At 63.4% G+C, this 15,646-nt stretch carries 11 protein-coding genes; 9 read left to right on the top strand and 2 right to left on the bottom strand.

Annotated features, from left to right (window positions below; all coding sequences use genetic code 11):
* Nucleotides 1-3: 3 nt before the first annotated feature.
* The 6 genes from ACESTR_RS02790 to leuB all read left to right on the top strand — a co-directional run bounded on the left by ACESTR_RS02790 (nucleotide 4) and on the right by leuB (nucleotide 8,123).
* Nucleotides 4-1,671, top strand: coding sequence for a GIN domain-containing protein (locus ACESTR_RS02790; RefSeq protein ID WP_014775319.1), 1,668 nt, complete (start codon nucleotides 4-6; stop codon nucleotides 1,669-1,671).
* Nucleotides 1,672-2,015: 344 nt separating this feature from the next.
* Entirely contained in the window at nucleotides 2,016-3,536 is a 1,521-nt protein-coding gene (locus tag ACESTR_RS02785; protein WP_302268483.1) for a 2-isopropylmalate synthase, read from the top strand.
* 1 nt (nucleotide 3,537) lies between these two features.
* On the top strand, nucleotides 3,538-4,914 hold the full coding sequence (gene leuC / locus ACESTR_RS02780; protein ID WP_278433802.1) for a 3-isopropylmalate dehydratase large subunit: 1,377 nt from the start codon (nucleotides 3,538-3,540) through the stop codon (nucleotides 4,912-4,914).
* A 12-nt stretch (nucleotides 4,915-4,926) separates the two neighbouring features.
* Nucleotides 4,927-5,520 carry a 3-isopropylmalate dehydratase small subunit gene (gene leuD, locus ACESTR_RS02775; RefSeq protein ID WP_278433799.1) on the top strand — a complete coding sequence of 198 codons (594 nt, stop codon included), beginning with the start codon at nucleotides 4,927-4,929 and terminating at the stop codon, nucleotides 5,518-5,520.
* 10 nt (nucleotides 5,521-5,530) lie between these two features.
* Nucleotides 5,531-7,072, top strand: a complete 1,542-nt coding sequence (locus ACESTR_RS02770) for an alpha-isopropylmalate synthase regulatory domain-containing protein (protein ID WP_009599096.1) — start codon at nucleotides 5,531-5,533, stop codon at nucleotides 7,070-7,072.
* Nucleotides 7,062-8,123 carry a 3-isopropylmalate dehydrogenase gene (gene leuB, locus ACESTR_RS02765; protein WP_009599112.1) on the top strand — a complete coding sequence of 354 codons (1,062 nt, stop codon included), beginning with the start codon at nucleotides 7,062-7,064 and terminating at the stop codon, nucleotides 8,121-8,123. The genes ACESTR_RS02770 and leuB overlap by 11 nt, the downstream gene beginning before the upstream one ends.
* 369 nt (nucleotides 8,124-8,492) lie before the next feature.
* On the opposite strand, the gene thrC is transcribed toward leuB, so the two are convergent.
* Nucleotides 8,493-9,782: a threonine synthase gene (gene thrC, locus ACESTR_RS02760; protein ID WP_278714397.1), complete on the bottom strand. Its 1,290-nt coding sequence runs from the start codon at nucleotides 9,780-9,782 to the stop codon at nucleotides 8,493-8,495.
* A 15-nt stretch (nucleotides 9,783-9,797) separates the two neighbouring features.
* Complete coding sequence (locus ACESTR_RS02755; protein ID WP_227042251.1) at nucleotides 9,798-10,727, bottom strand: homoserine kinase; 930 nt, start codon at nucleotides 10,725-10,727, stop codon at nucleotides 9,798-9,800.
* 795 nt (nucleotides 10,728-11,522) lie between these two features.
* On the opposite strand from ACESTR_RS02755, the gene ilvD reads away from it, so the two are divergent.
* Genes ilvD through ilvN form a run of 3 tightly spaced genes read left to right on the top strand, consistent with a single transcriptional unit; the run spans nucleotide 11,523 to nucleotide 15,645 of the window.
* A complete protein-coding gene (gene ilvD / locus ACESTR_RS02750; RefSeq protein WP_279063702.1) occupies nucleotides 11,523-13,343 on the top strand; it encodes a dihydroxy-acid dehydratase in 1,821 nt (606 codons plus the stop codon).
* A gap of 17 nt (nucleotides 13,344-13,360) precedes the next feature.
* Nucleotides 13,361-15,088: a biosynthetic-type acetolactate synthase large subunit gene (gene ilvB, locus ACESTR_RS02745; protein WP_130063716.1), complete on the top strand. Its 1,728-nt coding sequence runs from the start codon at nucleotides 13,361-13,363 to the stop codon at nucleotides 15,086-15,088.
* Between the two features lie 14 nt (nucleotides 15,089-15,102).
* The gene (gene ilvN, locus ACESTR_RS02740) at nucleotides 15,103-15,645 is read left to right on the top strand and encodes an acetolactate synthase small subunit (protein ID WP_009598443.1); all 543 of its coding nucleotides are present in this window, start codon (nucleotides 15,103-15,105) and stop codon (nucleotides 15,643-15,645) included.
* The last annotated feature ends 1 nt before the right edge of the window (nucleotide 15,646 follow it).

Raw genomic sequence — 15,646 nt, 5'->3', positions numbered from 1 at the left:
GCTATGAAACATATCCTGCTTTTCCTCTGCACCCTGCTGTTCGCCCTGACGGGAAACACCGCACCGGCCTGCAACGAATCGGAACAACTGCTGGCCGAGGCCCGCACAGCGACGAACGCCGCGGGGAGCGTCTCCTCCGGCGAACTGGAACGCGCCATGGCCGAAGCCCGGCGGACCATGGAGGCGACCGGCCGGGAGATCGAACGCGCCGTGGCCGAAGCGCGCCGTGCGACGGAGCTCTCCGACCGTGAAATCGCGCGCGCCGCGGCCGAAGCCCGGCAGGCCATCGATGCGGCGGAACGCATCGACTTGGCCAACCAGTCGCTCGAAGAGCTGAACAAGGCGGCCCGCGAACAGATCGTCCGCGAGCTGGGGCTGAGCACCCGCCAGCGCAGGGAGTTCGAACCGATCTACAAGGCCTACCGCGAAGCGCTCGACAAAGCCGTCGACGCCCGTGCCGGCGCTTCCGGCGCCGACGAAGCCACGCAGAAAAACAGCCTGAAGGCCAAACTCTCGAACATCGCCGCCACGGCGCAGGTCAAGCGCGACTATGTGGACAAATTCGCCGCCGTGCTCACCGCCGAGCAGATCCGCCGGCTCTACAACACCGAAGGCGAGATCGGCACCAACATCAAGCGGGCCGCCTTCGACCGGAGCAGCCGCACCCGCAGCGGACGGCTCAAAGGCAGCGGACGCATGGTGACGCAGGACTGGGGCAAGGCGGGCGACTACACGGGCATCTCGGCCGCGGCGTTTTTCGACATCACCGTCAGCCCCGCGGCCAAAACCATCAGCGTGACGGCCGACGACAACGTCATCGACTATCTGGTGCTGGAGCGCGACGGCGGGAAGCTGAAATTCCGCGTCAACGCCAACAGCACGGAAAACATCTCGGTCTCGGTCACCGTTCCCGCATCGGCCTCGCTGCGCGAAATATCGGCAGGCTCCTACGGCAAGGTGAACTGCAAAATGCCGCTGAAAGGGCCGTCGGTTTCGGTCTCCGTATCGAGCTACGGATCTGTGAGCGCCGACATCGACACGCCCGGCGCCGCGAAACTCGACGTGTCGAGCTACGGCAAATTCGCAGGCTCGGTGCGCTGCAGCGACGGCGAGCTGCGGATTTCGAGCTACGGATCGGCGCAGGCTCCCGTGGAGTGCCGCAACAGCTGCAAACTGACAGTGGGCAGTTACGCCAAATTCTCGAACGACATCAAAGCCTCCGACCTCACGGTCGAGGTCAGCAGCGGCGCCAGCGTCGGCAGTACGCTGACCGCCGACGCGCTGACGATGCGCATCGACAGCTACGCCAAATTCTCCGGCACGGTGACGGTAAACGCCCGGCAGGCGAAGCTGACCGTCAGCAGCGGCGGCTCGTTCAACGGGACATTCAGCGGCAGTTCGCTCGAAGCGAGCGTCGGAAGCTACGGCAAAATCTACCTGAAAGGCGCGGCGCAGGTCGCCGACGCCACGGTCCGGGTTTCGTCGGGCGCGAATTTCTCGGCCCCCGAACTGCGGGTCTCGGATTACGACCTGACGGTGTCGAACTACGCCAAAGCCGACGTCTGGTGTTCGGGCCGTCTGAAAATCAACGCTTCGACGGCCGCCAAAGTGACGTACGGCGGTCCCTGCACGGTCGAAACCGTCTCCGACAACATCCAGCGCAGAAAGTAAATGCCAACAACCATAAGCGTATTTACGGAAACGGGCCGCTCTTCGGGGAGCGGCCCGTCGTTTTTCCCCGCTTCCGGCTCGAATCCGGCCTTCGGAAGAGGTTTCCCGCAACAAATCGGCGGCCGTGCGACAAATTCCGAAAGGTTATAATCCGTAAGCGCTCCCGGCCCAAAGCCGCCGGACTTTCGCCGGATGCTCTCCCCCGGCGCCGAATCTGTAATGAAAACCCCGCCCGAACGCACTCCGGCACGGGCGGCGCGGCAAACGAAACTTGCGCAGAATGAAGGGATTCGGAAATATTTTTAATATATTTGTTGCCAAGGTTAGTTAGATCAAGTCCTATTATGTGCGAAAAACTTTTTATTTTCGACACCACGCTCCGCGACGGCGAGCAGGTGCCGGGCTGTCAGTTGAACACCACCGAGAAGATCGAAGTCGCCAAACTCCTCGAAAGTCTCGGCGTGGACATCATCGAAGCGGGATTCCCGATTTCCAGCCCCGGAGACTTCAACTCCGTACTTGAAATTTCGAAGGCCGTTTCGGCCCCGACGATCTGCGCGCTCACCCGCGCCGTGAAAAAAGACATCGACGTCGCCGCCGACGCCCTGCGGCTGGCCAAGCACAAGCGCATACACACCGGAATCGGCGTATCGCCCCAGCATATCTACGACAAACTGCGCTCGACGCCCGAAAAGATCATCGAATCGGCCGTCGAGGCGGTGAAATACGCCAAGCGCTACGTCGAGGACGTCGAGTTCTACGCCGAAGACGCCGGGCGCGCCGATCCGGAATACCTCGCCCGCGTGATCGAAGCGGTCATCGCGGCCGGCGCCACAGTGGTCAACATTCCCGACACCACGGGCTACTGCCTGCCCGGCGAGTACGGCGCGAAGATCAAATACCTCGTCGATCACGTCTCCAACATCGACCGGGCGATCATCTCGACCCACTGCCACAACGATCTGGGCATGGCTACGGCCAACACCCTGAGCGGCATCCTCAACGGCGCGCGGCAGGCCGAGGTGACGATCAACGGCATCGGCGAACGCGCGGGCAACACCTCGCTCGAAGAGGTGGTGATGACCTTGCGCTGCCACAAAGAGCTGAACGTCGATACGAACATCGACGCACAGCTCATCACCAAGGCTTCGCACCTCGTGTCGAGCCTGATGAACATGCCCGTCCAGCCCAACAAGGCGATCGTCGGCCGCAACGCCTTCGCCCACTCGTCGGGCATCCATCAGGACGGCGTGCTGAAAGACCGCCAGACCTACGAGATCATCGACCCGCAGGACGTCGGGCTCAACCAGTCGGTCATCGCCCTGACGGCCCGCAGCGGCCGCACCGCGCTCGTGCACCGGCTCGAACTGCTCGGCTACAACCTCACGCAGGAGGAGACGGACGACACCTACGCCAAGTTCCTCGAACTGGCCGACAGGAAGAAGGAGATTCACGATTACGACCTGCTGTATCTGGTGGGCGACATCGACCGCATGAAACAACAGTCCCTGTCGCTCAAATTCCTGCAGGTGACCACCGGAACGCTCGTTCCGACGGCGACCGTGGTGCTGAAGTTCGGCGACCACGAACGCATGGCCATCGCCACGGGCAACGGTCCGGTGGATGCGGCCGTATCGGCCATCAAGACTCTCATCAACGAGAAGGTCGTGCTCACGGAATTCCTCATGCAGGCCATCACCAAGGGGTCGAACGACGTGGGCCGCGTACACGTGCAGGTGCAGTGCGGCAGCCGCACGGTCCACGGATTCGCCGCACATACCGACACCACACGGGCGTCGATCGAGGCGTTCCTCGACGCGCTGCGCATACTGAACGTAACCGAACGCAAGGAAAAGGAGGCGTAAGATGGGAAAGACTCTTCTGGACAAAATATGGGATGCGCACACCGTGCGCACCGAAGACGGGGGACGCTGCGTGCTCTACATCGACCGGCAGTACATCCACGAGGTGACGTCGCCCGTGGCTTTCGCCGGACTCGAACGGCGCGGCATCGGCGTGGCGCGCCCGGCGCAGATCACGGCGACGGCCGACCACAACATCCCCACCGTCAACCAGCACCTGCCGATCGCCGAGCCGGAATCGCGGCGGCAGGTCGAAGCGCTGGCGGCCAACTGCGCCCGGTTCGGCATCGAGCATTTCGGCGTGGGCGACCCCCGGCAGGGCATCGTGCACATCATCGGTCCCGAACTGGGCTTCACCCAGCCGGGCATGACCATCGTCTGCGGCGACAGCCACACCTCGACGCACGGGGCGCTGGGCGCCGTGGCGTTCGGCGTAGGGACGTCGGAGGTCGAAATGGTCTTCGCCAGCCAGTGCATCATCCAGTCCAAGCCGCGGAGCATGCGCATCACCGTGGACGGGACGCTTCGGCCGGGCGTCGAAGCCAAGGACATCATCCTCTACATCATCTCCCGGCTGACCGCTTCGGGCGGCACGGGCTATTTCATCGAATTCGCCGGCGAAGCGATCCGCTCCCTCTCGATGGAGGGGCGCATGACCGTCTGCAACATGAGCATCGAATGCGGGGCGCGGGGCGGCATGATCGCCCCCGACCAGACCACGTTCGACTACCTCCGCGGCCGCGAACGCGCGCCGCAGGGCGCCGCTTTCGACCGGGCCGCGGCCCGCTGGCGCGAACTTCACAGCGACGCCGACGCGGTTTTCGACAAGGAATACCGCTTCGACGCCGCCGACATCGCCCCGATGATCACCTACGGCACCAACCCCGGCATGGGTATGGCCGTCGATGCGGAGATTCCCGCCGACGCCGACGACAAGGCGTTGAAATACATGGGATTCGAATCCGGCGAAACGCTGCAGGGCAAACCCGTCGATTACGTCTTCGTCGGCAGCTGCACCAACGGCCGCATCGAGGACCTGCGCCTTTTCGCACGGCTGGTCGAAGGCCGCCGCAAGGCCGACAACATAACGGCGTGGATCGTCCCCGGCTCGAAAGGCGTCGAAGCCGCCGCAAGGGCCGAGGGGCTGGACCGGATTCTGGCCGACGCGGGATTCGAACTCCGCCAGCCGGGCTGTTCGGCCTGTCTGGCGATGAACGCCGACAAGATTCCGGCGGGCAAATACTGCGTTTCGACCTCGAACCGCAATTTCGAAGGGCGTCAGGGTCCGGGCGCACGGACGATGCTTTCGGGCATCGCGGCGGCCGCCGCCGCTGCTGTCTGCGGGCGCATCGAAGACCCGCGCAAGGTGTTTGAAATGTAAAAGTCAAGAAAAATGTCCATACCCAAATTCGAAACTTTCACGTCGGGGGCGGTGCCTGTCCGCACGGAAAACATAGATACCGACCAGATCATCCCGGCGCGCTTTCTCAAAGCCACCGAGCGCAAAGGCTTCGGCGACAACCTCTTCCGCGACTGGCGTTACGACGCCGAGGGTCGGAAGGTCGCTTCGTTCCCGCTCAACGACAGCCGCTACGGGGGCCGCATACTGGTCGCAGGCCGCAACTTCGGGTGCGGCAGTTCGCGCGAACACGCCGCATGGGCCATCGCCGACTACGGCTTCCGCGTCGTGGTGTCGAGTTTCTTCGCCGACATCTTCCGCAACAACGCCCTCAACAACGGTCTGCTGCCGATCACGGTGAGCGACGACTTCCTCGCAGCGATCTTCGCCGCCATAGACGACGATCCCGCGGCCCGTTTCACGGTCGATCTGGAGGGGCAAACGCTGACCGCCGAAGCCACGGGCCGCAGCGAGCGGTTCGAGATCGACGCCTACAAGAAACGCTGCCTGCAGAACGGCTACGACGACGTGGATTACCTGTGCAGCATCTCCGACCAGATCCGACGGTTCGAAGCCGCCCGAAAATAGCCCCGCGACGATGCTTCCCCCGGTCGAAATAATGGATACCACGCTGCGCGACGGCGAGCAGACGTCGGGCGTTTCGTTCAACGCCCGCGAAAAGCTCTCCATCGCCCGGCTGCTGCTGGAGGAACTGCGCGTCAGCCGCATCGAGATCGCTTCGGCGCGGGTCTCGCAGGGCGAGCAGGAGGCCGTGCGGCGCATCGCCGAGTGGGCCGCCTCCAAAGGCTATTCGGACCGCATCGAGGCGCTGGGATTCATCGACGGCGGCATATCCCTCGACTGGCTCGGCGACGCCGGATGCCGCGTTGTGAACCTGCTGACCAAAGGGTCGCTCAAGCACTGCCGCGAGCAGCTCCGCCGCACGCCCGAAGAGCACCTCGGCGACATCCGCGCTACGATCGACAAGGCCGTCGCGCGGGGCATGCGGGTAAACATCTATCTGGAAGACTGGTCCAACGGCATGCAGCATTCGCCGGAGTACGTCTACGCCATGCTCGACGCACTGGCCGACGCCCCCGTGCAGCGTTTCATGTGCCCCGACACGCTGGGCGTGCTCGATCCCTACGCCACCGAACGGTTCTGCGGCGATCTGGTGCGGCGCTATCCCCGCCTGCGCTTCGACTTCCACGCCCACAACGACTACGATCTGGCCGTCGCCAATACCGCCGCGGCCGTAAAAGCCGGATTCCACGGGGTCCACGTCACGGTAAACGGGCTGGGCGAGCGGGCCGGGAACGCACCGCTGTCGAGTACGGTCGCCGTCCTGCACGACCGCCTGCACCGCGCCACCGGCATCGACGAGACGAAGATCAACCACGTCAGCCGCATGGTCGAGACCTACACCGGCATCCGCATTCCCGCCAACCGCCCGATCGTCGGCGAAAGCGTCTTCACGCAGTGCGCCGGCATCCACGCCGACGGCGACAACAAGAACAACCTCTACTTCAACGAACTGCTTCCCGAACGGTTCGGCCGCGTCCGCGAATACGCCCTCGGCAAGACTTCGGGCAAGGCCAACATCATGAAGAACCTCGAAACGCTGGGCATCGACCTCGACGAAGCCTCGATGCGCAAGGTGACCGAACGGGTCGTGGAGCTGAGCGACAAGAAGGAGCTGGTGACCGCCGAGGACCTGCCCTACATCATTGCCGACGTACTGCGTTACGATCTGGCCGAAAATCCGGTCCGCATCCTCAACTACAGCCTTTCGCTGGCGCAGGGGCTGCATCCCGCGGCTTCGCTCAAGATCGAGATCAACGGACGGGAGTACGAGCAGACCTCGGCCGGCGACGGCCAGTACGACGCCTTCATGCGGGCGCTGCGGCAAATCTACGAGCACCAGCTCCGGCGCGAGTTCCCGATGCTGCGCAACTACACCGTCTCGATCCCGCCCGGCGGCCGCACCGACGCCTTCGTGCAGACCATCATCACGTGGGAAATGGGCGGCAAGGTATTCAAAACGCGCGGTCTGGATGCCGACCAGACCGAAGCCGCTATCAAGGCGACGATCAAAATGCTGAACATAATCGAAACAAACTATAACGACCATGAATGTTAACATAGCCCTTTTAGCCGGCGACGGCATCGGTCCTGAGATCATCGCGCAAGCCGTCAAGGCGCTGGACCACGTCGCCCGGAAGTATGCGCACAACTTCACCTACCGCGAAGCGCTGGTGGGCGCCTGCGCCATCGACGCCACGGGGGATCCCTACCCGGAGGAGACGCACAAAATCTGCCGCGAAGCCGACGCCGTGCTGTTCGGCGCCATCGGCGACCCCAAATACGACAACGACCCCAAAGCGCCGGTACGCCCCGAACAGGGGCTGCTGCGCATGCGCAAGTCGCTGGGACTGTTCGCCAACCTGCGCCCCATCGCGCTCTTCGACACGCTGGCCGACCGCTCGCCGCTCAAGGCCGAGGTGGTGCGGGGCACCGACTTCGTCTGCGTCCGCGAACTGACGGGCGGCATCTATTTCGGACGGCCGCAGGGCCGCGACGAAGGGGGCGACCGGGCCGTGGACACCTGCACCTACTCGCGGCAGGAGATCGAGCGCGTGCTGCACGTGGCGTTCCGGCTGGCCATGAGCCGCCGCCGTCACCTGACGGTAGTCGACAAGGCCAACGTCCTCGAAACCTCGCGCTTCTGGCGCGAGATCGCCCAGCAGCTCGCACCCCAATACCCCGAAGTGGAGCTGGACTTCATGTTCGTGGACAACGCCGCGATGCAGATCATCCGCCAGCCGACCCATTTCGACGTGATCGTCACCGAAAACATGTTCGGCGACATCCTCACCGACGAAGCCAGCGTCATCAGCGGGTCGCTGGGCATGCTTCCGTCGGCCAGCGTGGGGTCCGAAGTCGCGCTTTTCGAGCCGATCCACGGCTCCTATCCGCAGGCCGCAGGCAAAAACATCGCCAACCCGATGGCTGCGATCCTCTCGGCCGCCATGCTGCTCGAACATCTGGGGCTGACCGCCGAAGGGAGCGCCGTCCGCGACGCCGTAAACCGGGCGCTCACCGAAGGGATCGTCACCGAAGACCTCGCCGCACAGGGCGAACGGCGCTATTCGACCTCCGAGGTCGGGGATTTCATCGCTGCGCATATTTAGCCGGGAACCCCGCACGCAAAAGGAGAGTCACGCACACAAAAAGGGAATTCCGCACGCAACCCGGAAATCCCGCACAAAAAAAGGGCTGCAACCGCCGCGTTGCAACCCTTTTTCAATTCCATTCTTCCCGCCGTTTCGGGGCCGGGAGTCGGCTCGGCTCCAAACCGGCCCGGCCGTAACCGGACATCGCCAGTCCCTGCCGCGCAGTTCCGGAACACGGTCTCGCTGCAGCGGACAGTTCCGGAAAGGGACGGATTCCGCCATCGCGCCGCCCGCTATCCGCCTGCCGTAGAACCGTCATCGGCAAATCACCGGCATGTCATTCGCCCGTCATCGGCACCGAAACACCAGCGGGGACCGCCGCGAATCTCACACTCCGGCGACGTACTCTTCCAGCGTCCCAAGATCCACCGCCATCGGCTCCGAAACCCGTGGACGCTTCACCAGCTCCGCAAGGCGCGGGGGCAGCGGCACCTTCGCCCCGGTCACGGGCGAAATGACCTCGCCGAACTTGGCCGGATGGGCCGTCGAAAGGTAAAACCCCGGCCTGCCGCAGGCCACGGAAGCCGCATAGCCCACGGCGCTGTGCGGATCGGATAGATAACCGTAATTCCGGTACAGCCCGTCGATCGTACGGCGGATCATGGCGTCGTCGCACCGGAACCCCTGCAATTCGCCGCGCAGGGCGTCCGCATCGCCGCCGCACAGCCACATCATCCGCTCGAAGTTGCTCGGCGCTCCGACGTCCATCGCATTGGCCGGCGTCCGCACCGACGGCCGCGGACGGTAATCGCCCGTCCGCAGGAATTCGGGCACCACGTCGTTGGCGTTCGACGCCGCGACGAATCCGCCGAGAGGCAGCCCCATGCGGCGAGCCAGCATGCCGGCCGAGAGGTTGCCGTAGTTGCCGCTCGGCACCACGACCACCGGATTTTCGCCGCCCGACGCCTGCCGCCACCGGAAATACCCGTAGAAGTAATAGAACGCCTGCGGAATCCACCGCAGCAGGTTGATCGAATTGGCCGACGATACGCGGTGCGCGGCCCTGAAAGAGCTGTCCGCAAAGAGTTCCTTGACCAGCCGCTGGCAGTCGTCGAAAGTTCCGGCCACGCGCAGCGGATGGATATTGCCTCCGAGCGCGGTCATCTGACACTCCTGCAGGCGGCTGATCTTCCCTTCGGGATAGAGCAGCACCACCTCGACGCCCGGCACGTCGTAAAAACCGTGCGCCACGGCACTGCCCGTGTCGCCCGACGTCGCCGTCAGAATCACCAGCTTTTCGTCCGCGCCGCCCAGCAGGCCGACCATGCGGCCCATGAATCCGGCGCCGAAGTCCTTGAACGCGAACGTCGGGCCGTGGAACAGCTCCAGCGTATAGCGGCTGCCGACCGGACGCAGGGGAACCTGAAAATCGTAGATGCGGCCGATCTCCCGCTGCAGAATCCCGGCGTCGATATCCTCGCCGAAGAACAGTGCGGCCAGATACCCCGCCAATGCGGCATAGGACTCCCCGGCCAGCCGCTCCGCGACCGCCATATCCGCCTGCGGAATACGTTCGGGGACGAACAGTCCCCCGTCGGGCGCCAGCCCCGCCTCGACGGCTTCGCGCAGCGAACAGGGCCGTGCATGTGCTTTGTCTCTCGTACTGTAGTATTTCATGGTTTTCCTTTTTTCTTATTCTTCGATTCGCGCACCGCGGTTCGACACGCGGCCCGCATAGATGTTGCAGCCGATTCCCAGCCCGGCGAAATGGCTCTTCATCCGCTCGGCGACCCGTTCCGACACCGACCCTTCGGCGGCCAGCGCAAAGACCGAAGGTCCCGATCCGGCGATGTTCATGGCCAGAGCGCCTTCGGAGAGCACCTCTTCCTTCAAACGGTCGTAACCGGGAATGAATCCCTTGCGGTAAGGCTCCGCGACGACGTCGTGCATCGAGCGGCCGATCAGCGCCACGTCGCCCAGCGCCAGTCCGGCGACAAGTCCGCCGACGTTGCCCCACTGCGTGACGGCATGCGCCATCGGAATCTCGCGGGGCAGCACCTCGCGCGCCTCCTTGGTGCCGACCACGATGTCGGGATGCGCCACGGCGTAGAAAAAGTCATCGGGCACCACCGGCAGGCGGATGATGTCCAGCGGCCCGTATCCGCGGATCAGCACCACGCCGCCCAGCAGGGCCGGCCCGACGTTGTCGGCATGGGGCGTGCCGCCGATCAGCGCTTCGCCCATCATGGCGAACTCCACCAGCCGTTCCGCCGAAAAGGGGCGGCCCAGCAGTTCGTTCAGCCCGTAGACGGCTGCGGCCGACGAGGCGGCGCTCGATCCGATGCCGCTTCCGGGCGCTATCTTTTCGAGAATCGTGATTTCGACCCGCACGGGCTTTCCGTACGCTTCGAGCAGGGCCGCGACGGCCGGGGTTATGACATTGTCTTCGGGCTTTTCGGGGAGTCTCTTCCCGCTCTCGTTGCGGATCGCAAGCCCGCTCGCACCCGCTTCGGCGGCGACCTCGATCCGGTCGCCCACGCCGTCGAGCGTCAGGCCCATGATGTCGAAGCCGCAGCCCAGATTCGCCACCGTTCCGGGGGCGAAAACCTTGATATGTTTCATGGTAAAATCTTCTTTGAATTAAACTGCCTTTGACTGAAAATCCGGGTTTCCGCCCCGGCAGCCTCGGCCGGGTGTGCATACGGAGATGCTTCTGACGGAAAAAACAAACTAAACCCCCACAGGGGTTGTAGTAGCGGCAGTCGTGAAGATAACGGAGAGGACGGCATACGTCGTCGGAGCGCAGGTGTTCCCGCACTCTCCGAACATCGTATGATTCCGTTTCATATCCATCAGGGACAAATATAAAACAAAAAAATTTAATATCCAAATCAGGTAACGATTCGTAAGATGCCCGCCGAATAATCAGGAAGGGTTTTCACTCGGAACAAATAGCACAAAAAGGCCGGACACACCTATAATAATATAAAAACAGTAAGACATTTCAGAGCTTCCGGAGCATGGAACTCTTGCAAATCGGCCTAAAACCGGTTTTAAAGCCAAAAATAGCGATTTCAAATTGTAAGCAAATAACGAATACGACCTGAAAACAGCAACCACAGAGAACGATCTGCTTCCGGAATATCACATTATTAAATTTCTTTAGGAATTTATTTGTACGTCTGATTTTATATACTTATCTTTGAAACGGAACAAACACAGAAATCCGGCCATGACCGCTCTGAATCATTCGAACAATAACGTCATTAATCTGCTGCTCGTCGTCACTACAGGATAACGGGAGAAAGGTGATGCGTATACTCGAAAGATTATAGAAAAGCCTTTCTCCGACGGAGAAGGGCTTTTTTGCTGTCCGGGCCGTCCGCCTGAAGCGGATACGCCGAAAAAAGAGAGAAGATGAAACACACACTCAGAAGCACCGTCACGACGACGGGCCGCCGCATGGCCGGCGCCAGAAGCCTCTGGCGCGCCAACGGCATGCGCGAAGAACAGTTCGGGCGGCCGGTCGTCGGCATCGCCAATTCGTTCACCCAGCTGGTGCCGGGACACGTCCACCTGCACGAAATCGGGCAGTATGTCAAGCAGCGCATCGAAGCCTGCGGATGTTTCGCCGCGGAATTCAACACCATCGCCGTAGACGACGGCATCGCCATGGGCCACGACGGCATGCTCTACTCGCTGCCCTCGCGCGAGATCATTGCCGACAGCGTCGAATACATGGCCAACGCCCACAAGGTCGATGCGCTGGTCTGCATCTCGAACTGCGACAAAATCACCCCCGGAATGCTGATGGCCGCCATGCGGCTCAACATCCCGACGGTCTTCGTGTCGGGAGGGCCGATGGAGGCGGGCAAATTCGACGGGAGGGACATCGACCTGATCGACGCGATGGTCATGGCGGCCGACGAAGCCTGCAGCGACGAGCAGATCGCGCGCGTCGAACGCTGCGCCTGCCCCGGCTGCGGCTCGTGTTCGGGCATGTTCACGGCCAATTCGATGAACTGCCTGACCGAAGCGCTGGGACTCTCGCTGCCGGGCAACGGCACGATCGTCGCCACGCACGCCAACCGACGCCGGCTGTTCGAAGACGCCGCGGCGCTGATCGTCCGCAACGCCGAACGCTACTATTTTCTGGGCGACGAATCGGTGCTCCCGCGTTCGGTCGCGACCAAGGCCTCCTTCGAAAACGCCATGTCGCTCGACATCGCCATGGGCGGCTCGACCAACACGGTGCTCCACCTGCTGGCCGTGGCCCGCGAAGCCGGCGTGGATTTCACGATGCAGGACATCGACCGCCTTTCGCGTCGGGTTCCGGTGCTCTGCAAGGTGGCTCCCAACTCGCAGTATCACATACAGGACGTCAACCGCGCAGGCGGCATCCTCTCCATTCTGGGCGAACTGGCGCGCGCCGGCCTGCTCGACACCTCGGTCCCGCGCATCGACGGGCGGACGCTCCGCGAAGCAATCGACGCCTGCGACCTGCGCAGCGAGACGCTGACCGACGCGGCCCTGCGCCGCTGGCTGAGCGCCCCTGCGGGGCTTTACAGCCGCGAACTGGGGGCGCAGCACTCCTATTACGACGCCCCCGACGCAGACCGCACGACGGGCTGTATCCGCGACGTCGAACACGCCTACTCCCGCGACGGGGGACTGGCCGTGCTGACGGGCAACATCGCCCGCAACGGCTGCATCGTCAAGACGGCGGGCGTCGATGAGTCGCTGCACGTTTTCCGCGGCCGCGCACGGGTCTACGAATCGCAGGAACAGGCTATCGAGGGCATTCTCGGCGACGAAGTGCAGGCGGGCGAGGCGGTCGTCATCCGCTACGAAGGCCCCAAGGGAGGCCCCGGCATGCAGGAGATGCTCTACCCCACGTCGTACCTCAAATCCAAGCACCTCGACAAAGCCTGCGCGCTGATTACCGACGGCCGCTTTTCGGGCGGCACGTCGGGGCTGTCGATCGGCCACGTCTCGCCCGAAGCCGCGTCCGGGGGCGAAATCGCCGTCGTCCGGACGGGCGATGAAATCGAGATCGACATCCCGCGTCGCTCGATACGCCTTCTGACAGACGACGCCGAAATCGCCGCGCGGATGGCCGCTCAGGAGTATTTCCGCCCCGCCACACGCGACCGCAAAGTCCCCGCGTCGCTGCGCGCCTACGCCAAGCTGGTCAGCTCGGCCGACAAGGGCGCCGTACGCATCGTCGATGAAGAATAAGTAAAACAGCAGCAATCATGGATACGACGCAAACAAACATGTCCGAACCGCAGCCCGGTCCCTCCGTCACGGGAGCGCAGGCCCTGATCGAATCGTTCCTGCGCGAGGGCGTCGATACGATTTTCGGCTACCCCGGCGGGGCGATCATCCCCGTCTACGACGCACTCTACGACTACCGCGACCGCCTGCGCCACATCCTCGTGCGGCACGAACAGGGCGCCGTACACGCCGCGCAGGGCTACGCCCGCGTCAGCGGCCGCGTGGGGGTCTGTCTGGTCACCTCCGGCCCCGGCGCCACCAACACCGTGACGGGACTCGCCGACGCGCTGATGGACTCCACGCCGCTGGTGCTCGTAACCGGACAGGTCGGTTCGTCGCTGCTGGGCACCGACGCCTTTCAGGAGACCAATTTCGTGGGCATCACGCAGGCCGTCACCAAATGGAACTGTCAGGTCAAGCGCACCGAAGAGATTCCGGGCGCCATCGCCAAGGCGTTCTACATCGCCCGTTCGGGCCGCCCCGGCCCCGTGGTCGTGGACATCACCAAGGACGCCCAGTGCGGAACGGCCCCGTTCAGCTACGAGAAAGTGGCTTCGATCCGCAGCTATGTCCCCGCATCGGTTCCCTCCGAAGAGCGCATCGCCGAAGCGGCAAGGCTGATCGACGCCGCACAACGGCCTCTGGCGATGATCGGACAGGGCGTGATCCTGAGCGGCGGCGAAGCGGAGCTGCGCGCCTTCCTCGACAAGAGCGGCATGCCCGCCGCATCGACCCTGCTGGGGCTTTCGGCCCTGCCGACCGACTCGCCGCAGTACGTCGGCATGCTGGGCATGCACGGCAACTACGGTCCCAACATCAAAAACCGGGACTGCGACCTGCTCCTCGCCGTGGGCATGCGCTTCGACGACCGCGTGACGGGCAATCCGGGCTGTTTCGGGGCGAACGCCAAGATCATCCACCTCGAAATCGACCCTGCGGAGATCGGCAAGATCGTCCCGGCCGACGTGCCGCTGGTCGGCGACGTGAAACAGACCCTTCCGCTGCTCACCGGGCGCATACAAGCCCGCAGCCACCGGGCATGGATCGACGAATTCCGCGCCTGCGACAAGATCGAATACGAGAAGGTGATCCGCCGGGCGGTCCATCCCGCCGAAGGCCGTATCCGCATGGGCGAAGCGGTCGCCGCCGTGGCCCGCGCCTACGACAACGACGCGGTGCTGGTGACCGACGTGGGTCAGCAGCAGATGTTCGCGGCCCGCTATTTCGGGTTCCGCCGCAGCCGGAGCATGGTGACTTCGGGCGGGCTGGGAACGATGGGCTTCGGGCTTCCCGCGGCCATCGGGGCCAAGCTGGGCGCCCCCGACCGCGAAGTGTGCCTTTTCGCGGGCGACGGCGGCCTGCAGATGACCATTCAGGAGTTGGGCACGATCTTCCAGTCGCAGGTGGCCGTGAAGATCGTCCTGCTGAACAACTCGTTTCTGGGCATGGTCCGCCAGTGGCAGGAACTTTTCTACGACCGCCGCTATTCGTTCACCGAGCTGGCAAACCCCGATTTCGGGCTGATCGCCCGCGGCAACGGCATCGCCTACCGCTGCGTCGAGCGGCGCGGGGAGCTCTCCGAAGCCATCGCCGAGATGCAGGCCTGCCGGGGTGCATACCTGCTCGAAGTGCGCGTCGAGGGCGAAGACAACGTATTTCCCATGGTGCCGGCCGGCGCGCCCGTCGCGGCGATCCGGCTGGAGTAAAATCCGAACGAGCAATGGAAGAACAGGAGTATATCATCACCGTATTTTCGGAAAACAAAGTGGGTCTGCTGAACCAGATCACCACGGTTTTCACCAGCCGCGACGTCAATATCGAGAGCCTCACGACCTCCGAGTCGGCGCTGGCGGGCATCCATAAGTTCACGATCGTCGTCCGCACCGGACCGGAACGGGTCGAAAAGCTGGTGCGGCAGATCGAAAAGAAGATCGACGTGCTGAAGACCTTCGTCTACACCTCCGACGAAGTGGTGCAGCAGGAGATCGCCCTCTACAAGGTGACGCGCAGCCGCAGCGTCGAGCGCCTCGTGCGCCAGCACAACGTCCGCATCCTCGAAATCGACGACGACTACATCGTGGTCGAGAAGACGGGCCACAAGGCCGAGACCAAGGAGCTGTTCCGCCTGCTGCAGCCCTACGGCGTGCAGCAGTTCGTGCGCAGCGGCATCGTGGCCATCATCAAATCGCGGCGCGAACTGCTCAACGAGTACCTCGAAGAGCTGGAACGCAGCCGACGGCAGACGAATTCAAATCACTTTTAAA

It is taken from the genome of Alistipes sp. DJF_B185 (assembly GCF_964250025.1).
Taxonomy (GTDB): Bacteria; Bacteroidota; Bacteroidia; order Bacteroidales; family Rikenellaceae; genus Alistipes; species Alistipes finegoldii.
Note: the sequence above shows the minus strand (reverse complement) of the source record. Positions and strands in the feature narration are given on the sequence as shown.

Excerpts from the sequence above, each read along its gene's own strand:
- ACESTR_RS02790 (WP_014775319.1), top strand. The coding sequence starts at position 4 with ATGAAACATATCCTGCTTTTCCTCTGCACCCTGCTGTTCGCCCTGACG.
- ACESTR_RS02785 (WP_302268483.1), top strand. The coding sequence starts at position 2,016 with ATGTGCGAAAAACTTTTTATTTTCGACACCACGCTCCGCGACGGCGAG.
- leuC (WP_278433802.1), top strand. The coding sequence starts at position 3,538 with ATGGGAAAGACTCTTCTGGACAAAATATGGGATGCGCACACCGTGCGC.
- leuD (WP_278433799.1), top strand. The coding sequence starts at position 4,927 with ATGTCCATACCCAAATTCGAAACTTTCACGTCGGGGGCGGTGCCTGTC.
- ACESTR_RS02770 (WP_009599096.1), top strand. The coding sequence starts at position 5,531 with ATGCTTCCCCCGGTCGAAATAATGGATACCACGCTGCGCGACGGCGAG.
- leuB (WP_009599112.1), top strand. The coding sequence starts at position 7,062 with ATGAATGTTAACATAGCCCTTTTAGCCGGCGACGGCATCGGTCCTGAG.
- thrC (WP_278714397.1), bottom strand. The coding sequence starts at position 9,782 with ATGAAATACTACAGTACGAGAGACAAAGCACATGCACGGCCCTGTTCG.
- ACESTR_RS02755 (WP_227042251.1), bottom strand. The coding sequence starts at position 10,727 with ATGAAACATATCAAGGTTTTCGCCCCCGGAACGGTGGCGAATCTGGGC.
- ilvD (WP_279063702.1), top strand. The coding sequence starts at position 11,523 with ATGAAACACACACTCAGAAGCACCGTCACGACGACGGGCCGCCGCATG.
- ilvB (WP_130063716.1), top strand. The coding sequence starts at position 13,361 with ATGGATACGACGCAAACAAACATGTCCGAACCGCAGCCCGGTCCCTCC.
- ilvN (WP_009598443.1), top strand. The coding sequence starts at position 15,103 with ATGGAAGAACAGGAGTATATCATCACCGTATTTTCGGAAAACAAAGTG.